This window comes from Rhodococcus sp. BS-15, from assembly GCF_000813105.1.
Lineage (GTDB): Bacteria > Actinomycetota > Actinomycetes > Mycobacteriales > Mycobacteriaceae > Rhodococcoides.
This window is the reverse complement of sequence record NZ_BAOX01000347.1, coordinates 1-4699: the sequence shown is the minus strand read 5'-3', so window position 1 is coordinate 4699 and position 4699 is coordinate 1. Positions and strand designations below refer to the sequence as shown.

Below are 4699 nucleotides of genomic sequence, written 5' to 3'. Positions count from 1 at the left end.
CGACGACGGACTCGGCACCGGCGAGTGCCGCCACCGCGCGAGTGACGTCCTCGGTGGTCAGCAGCGCCGTCATCGCTGCGATGGAATCACCGACGTGGGCGAAGGTCTCCGTCACGATCGCGAACGGACCGTCGGCCGACCGCTCCTGCGCTGGTAGCGCCCGAGCCGCATCACGCGCGAGCAACACCCGCAGCTGCTGATAGCCGCCGAAGCCGAGACTCTGGCACGTACGCACCACCGACGCCCGCGACGCCCCGGCCGCATCGGCGACCTGCTGAGAGGACATCTCGACGATGTCGGCGGGCCGTTCGAGAAAGACCTCGGCGACGGCCCGTTCGGCCGGCAGCAACGACGGAATGATCGATCGGATGTGCGGCACGACTCCACCGGGCGCGAGATCCATGCTCATATCTTGCGCGATCCGCGCCAGCCCCACTGCCCGTCGATTATGCGGCGACGCACCTGCCCGGAGATCTGGTCGATGATCACGGTGATGACCACGACGACGATGAGCAGCATGCCGACCGCGCCCCATTGCCGGTACTGCACGTTGTCGACCAACATGCTGCCGATGCCGCCTGCACCGATCAGACCGAGGATGGCCGACGCGCGGACGTTGATCTCGAAGCGATAGAGCCAGAAGGCGAACACCTCGGGTGCGACGTCGGTCCACAGTCCCCACCGCACGATCTGGGCCGTGGACCCACCTGCCGCCCTGGCCGCCTCGATCGGACCCTTCTCCGCGCCCTCGATGGCCTCGTATCCCCATTTGCCGAGGGTGCCGACCGAGCCGATGGCGATGGCGAGCGCGCCGGTGAAGGCGGTGAGGCCGGTGACCGACAGGATGAGAATGGCGATGACGACCTCGGGCACTGCGCGAATGACGGCGAACACGATGCGCAGCGGCCATCGCAGCCAGAGCGGCCCGATGTTCGCGGCGGCGAGGAAGCTCAGCGGAAACGACACGACGATGCCGAGCACCGTTCCGAACCACGCCATCTGCACCGATTCGATGGTGGCCGAGACGGCCTTGCCGAGCGCCGAGACGTCCGGCGGCACGAACATCAGTCCGGCGTAGCGCACCAGGTTCTGCGGCAGGTCAAGCAACCTGTCCCAGCGAATCTCGATGCCGTACAACGACAGTGCGAACACGGCGACGATCCCCACCCACACAGTGGTGCGCAGTGGGTTGCGTGGTTTGCGCGGCCGAGCCGGACTGGCCCGGGTGGTGCGGTCGATGACGGTCATCCGATCAACTTCCTACGAGCCCAGGACGAGAGCAGTTCCAACGCCAGGACGATGACGAGAATCTCGAGGATGATGAGACTGAGCTGGTGGTACTTGTAGAAGGTTCGAACGTTGTCGATGAGCATGCCGAGACCGCCTGCACCGACCAGTCCGATCACCGCCGAGGCGCGCACGTTCAACTCCAACGTGTAGAGACCCTGCGAGACGAAGGCCGGAAAGATCTGCGGCGCAACGGCACTGCGGTCGGCCGCGATCCAGCTGCCACCCGCAGCGAGGGCCGCTTCCTGCGGTCCACGATCGACCGAGTCGAGTGCCTCGGAGACGAGCTTGACGATGATCCCGACGTTGAACACGATCAGCGCCAGAATTCCCGACAGCGCGCCGGTGCCGACCACTGCGACCAGCACCGCGGCATACAACAGATCCGGCACGGCGCGAACGACATTCATGATTCCGCGTACAACGGTCAGGAGCGGCCGGTTCGGGTTGGTCACCCGAGAGGCCGCGAAACTCAACGGGAACGAGATCGCGGCACCGATTGCGGTCGCGATGACAGCCATCTGCAGGGTCTCGAGGATGGCGTCGACGGTTTCGGGGAAGAACCAGTAGTCCGGCTGCATCAATTGGATCAGCTTGTCGGTGGCGTTGCCCCAGTTGTCGATGATGTCGCCGAGGTCAGCACCGACACCGACGCCCGCCCAGATCGTGATGAGCGCGATGACAGCAAGCACCACAACGGTTTTCCATGCCGAACGCGGCTTCACCGGCCGGGTAGAAACGGAAGCACTCACAGCTCTGCCTTTGCTTCCAGCACATCCTCGGCGGTCAGCGAGCGGCCGTAGATACTCTCGAAGACCGCTTCGTCGGCGTCGCGGCCATGGCCGTCGAACACCACCTTGCCGTCGCGGAGCCCGATCAGCCGATCGCCGTAGCGCCGAGCGAGATCGAGGAAGTGCAGGTTGACCACCACGGTGATGCCGAGTTCTGCGTTGATGCGCTGCAGGTCTCGCATGACGACGTGCGAGGTCGGCGGATCGAGCGAGGCCACCGGTTCGTCCGCAAGGATCACCCGCGGTTGTTGCGCCAATGCCCGGGCGATCGCGACACGTTGCTGCTGACCGCCGGAGAGCGACGACGCCTTCTCGTAGGCCTTTCCGACGATCTCGACGCGTTCGAGCGCCTGCATTCCCAATTCGGTGTCCTCGGCGGACCAGGCACCGAGCAGCGTTCGCCACATCGGCGAGCTGTGCAGCCGGCCCATCATCACGTTGTTGAGGACGCTGGTGCGCTTGGCGAGGTTGAAGCCCTGGAAGATCATTCCGATATCGCCGCGTAGATCGCGCAATCCCCTGCTGCTCAGGGTGTTCACGGCGCGATCACCGACGGTCACGGTGCCGGTGGTGACCGGAACGAGACCGTTGATGGTACGAATCAGCGTGGACTTTCCTGCGCCGGACAAGCCGACGACGGCAACCATCTGACCCGCCGGAATATCCAGAGTCACGCCGTCGAGCGCGGTGTGGCCGCCCGCGTAGGTGACCGAGACGTTGTCGAATGCGATGCCGTCGCCGCTCATGCGATCAGTTCCCCAGGCCGATGGAGTCCGCCTCGGTCTGCGCCTGCTGCAGCGCAGCGGGGTCGGCCTTGTCGAGCCCGGTGATCTGGTAGATCGCCGTCAGGGCCTCGACGCCCTCGGGGGTGGACGCGTAATCTTCCATCGCGTCCGAGATGCGCTGCTGCAGATCGGGGCTCAGCGAGCTACTGATCGAGACACCGTCGTTGGGGATCTCGTTGGTCAGTGCGAAGACCACCAGATTCTCCGCCACACCGGGAGTGTCGGCGACGACGGTTTCACGGGCGTCCCAGAACGACACGCCCACTTCGTCGTCGCCGTTGTTCACCGACAGCACTGCCGCCGGGTGCGAGGTGACCTGCGTCAGGTCCAGATCGGTGGTGGAGTCGATACCGGCCTCTTTCAATGCAGCGGAGGGGAAGACGAATCCGGCGGACGACGCGGACTGCAACATGACGGTCTTGGCACCGTTCATCTTGCTCAGCGAGTCCAATCCGGCCGGGCCCGTGCCGCTTTCGGTTCCGTTGCAGTACAGCAGACCGTTGGCTCCCGTGACGGGAGTGTCGTCGCAGTACTTGTCGGGATTGTTGGTGTAGAACTGCGCGGCGTAAGTGGTCTTGCCCTTGCGCACGGTCTGCAGCGCCGGCTCGGCTCCGTACTTGTTGCAGGCCTGCACCATCTGCAGTGGCGGCAGCATGCCGATCTGGGCTTGGTCGGCACCGATGGCTTCCACCGCCGCCTGGTAGTCCTGGGTGATGACGCCGCGGACCGGGATGCCGAGGCGCTCGGTGAGTGCGTCCTGCAGCGGCTTGACGGTTTCGACGAGCTTGTTGGCGTCGCCCGAGGGGACGAGTGCCAGCGTCAGCTCCGACGGGTCGGCAGCATCTGCAGAGCTGGACCCGGTGCAGGGCGACGCCGCCGAGGATTCGGTGGTGGACTCGTCGCGGGCTCCGCACCCGGCGAGCGAGGCGGTGAGCAGTCCGGTGGCGACCACCGCGAGCAGGGGAGTGCGGATTCTCATGACTGTCCTTCGTGGGTGAGTGCGAATGCTGCTGGATCGGTTGACCATTCGAGGAGTTCGTCGTACATCGCCGGGAATGTCGAGGCGGAGAACGTCGCCTCCGGGCGGGGGTGACCATGGCGGTCGATGTAGGCGGTGACGGCACCGCGACGATGGGGTGCGTCGAGGTCGTTGCGCCAGATGTCGCCGACGCTGGCCAGTAGGTGCGGTGATCGCGTGCCGAGTAGGGAGTCCACCAGCGCAGGCATTTTCTCGGGCTTTCCGGCATCGGTGACGACTCGACCGATATGCGCGGTCAGACCGAGCCGGTCGAGTGCTTCCACCACGCCGCGTCGCGGAGCGTTGGTGGCCAGAACCACGTCGGCGCAGGCGCGATCGAGAAAATCCGCCAGCCCGGCCGGTGCCCACACCTCGAGCCCACCTGCGGCCAGGTGCTCGCGGGACCGCGCGTAGGCGGCGGCGAGAACTGCAGCGTCCACTCCCACCGACAGCTGCTGGACGGCGGAGTAACCGTCGAGGTACTCCCCCACTCCGCGCTCGAGAAATGCCGTCAACCCGGCACGGAGAGTTGCGGCGGAGATGCGATCGAGAGATTCGGCCACCGCGTCGGCGTAGGCCCAGACCGGGTCGTCACCGAGGCAGACGGTGCCGTCGAAGTCGAGGAGGAGGATCGGTTGGTGCACGTGAGAGACGCTAGACCCGTCATGAACGATCCGTCCATAGATCCTGAATCTATGAAACAAGCGTTCACATGGCGTTAACCGGAGCCCCTTCACGGCACCGAGTCGCTCCGATCGGGATACTGGAACTCGTGAGCACTCCCCACCCCGTCCCACCCACCGCGACCGACGTTCTGG

General features: G+C 65.5%; 5 protein-coding genes and 1 pseudogene. All 6 read right to left on the bottom strand.

Features of this window, described 5'->3' with window-relative positions:
* A pseudogene (locus RHBS_RS24600) lies at positions 1-409 on the bottom strand (MurR/RpiR family transcriptional regulator); the annotation flags it as partial.
* Entirely contained in the window at positions 406-1248 is an 843-nt protein-coding gene (gene phnE / locus RHBS_RS24595; protein WP_128646713.1) for a phosphonate ABC transporter, permease protein PhnE, read from the bottom strand. The pseudogene RHBS_RS24600 and the gene phnE (RHBS_RS24595), both read right to left, overlap by 4 nt.
* The gene (phnE, locus tag RHBS_RS24590) at positions 1245-2039 is read right to left on the bottom strand and encodes a phosphonate ABC transporter, permease protein PhnE (RefSeq protein WP_128646711.1); all 795 of its coding nucleotides are present in this window, start codon (positions 2037-2039) and stop codon (positions 1245-1247) included. The genes phnE (RHBS_RS24595) and phnE (RHBS_RS24590) overlap by 4 nt, the downstream gene beginning before the upstream one ends.
* On the bottom strand, positions 2036-2824 hold the full coding sequence (phnC, locus tag RHBS_RS24585) for a phosphonate ABC transporter ATP-binding protein (protein WP_128646710.1): 789 nt from the start codon (positions 2822-2824) through the stop codon (positions 2036-2038). Before phnC ends, phnE (RHBS_RS24590) begins: the two co-directional genes overlap by 4 nt.
* 4 nt (positions 2825-2828) lie before the next feature.
* On the bottom strand, positions 2829-3842 hold the full coding sequence (gene phnD, locus RHBS_RS24580; protein ID WP_128646708.1) for a phosphate/phosphite/phosphonate ABC transporter substrate-binding protein: 1014 nt from the start codon (positions 3840-3842) through the stop codon (positions 2829-2831).
* Positions 3839-4525, bottom strand: a complete 687-nt coding sequence (locus tag RHBS_RS24575; RefSeq protein WP_128646706.1) for a hydrolase — start codon at positions 4523-4525, stop codon at positions 3839-3841. Before RHBS_RS24575 ends, phnD begins: the two co-directional genes overlap by 4 nt.
* Positions 4526-4699 lie beyond the last annotated feature (174 nt).

Coding starts and splice junctions, on each gene's coding strand:
- phnD (WP_128646708.1), bottom strand. CDS start 3,842: ATGAGAATCCGCACTCCCCTGCTCGCGGTGGTCGCCACCGGACTGCTC.
- phnE (WP_128646713.1), bottom strand. CDS start 1,248: ATGACCGTCATCGACCGCACCACCCGGGCCAGTCCGGCTCGGCCGCGC.
- phnC (WP_128646710.1), bottom strand. CDS start 2,824: ATGAGCGGCGACGGCATCGCATTCGACAACGTCTCGGTCACCTACGCG.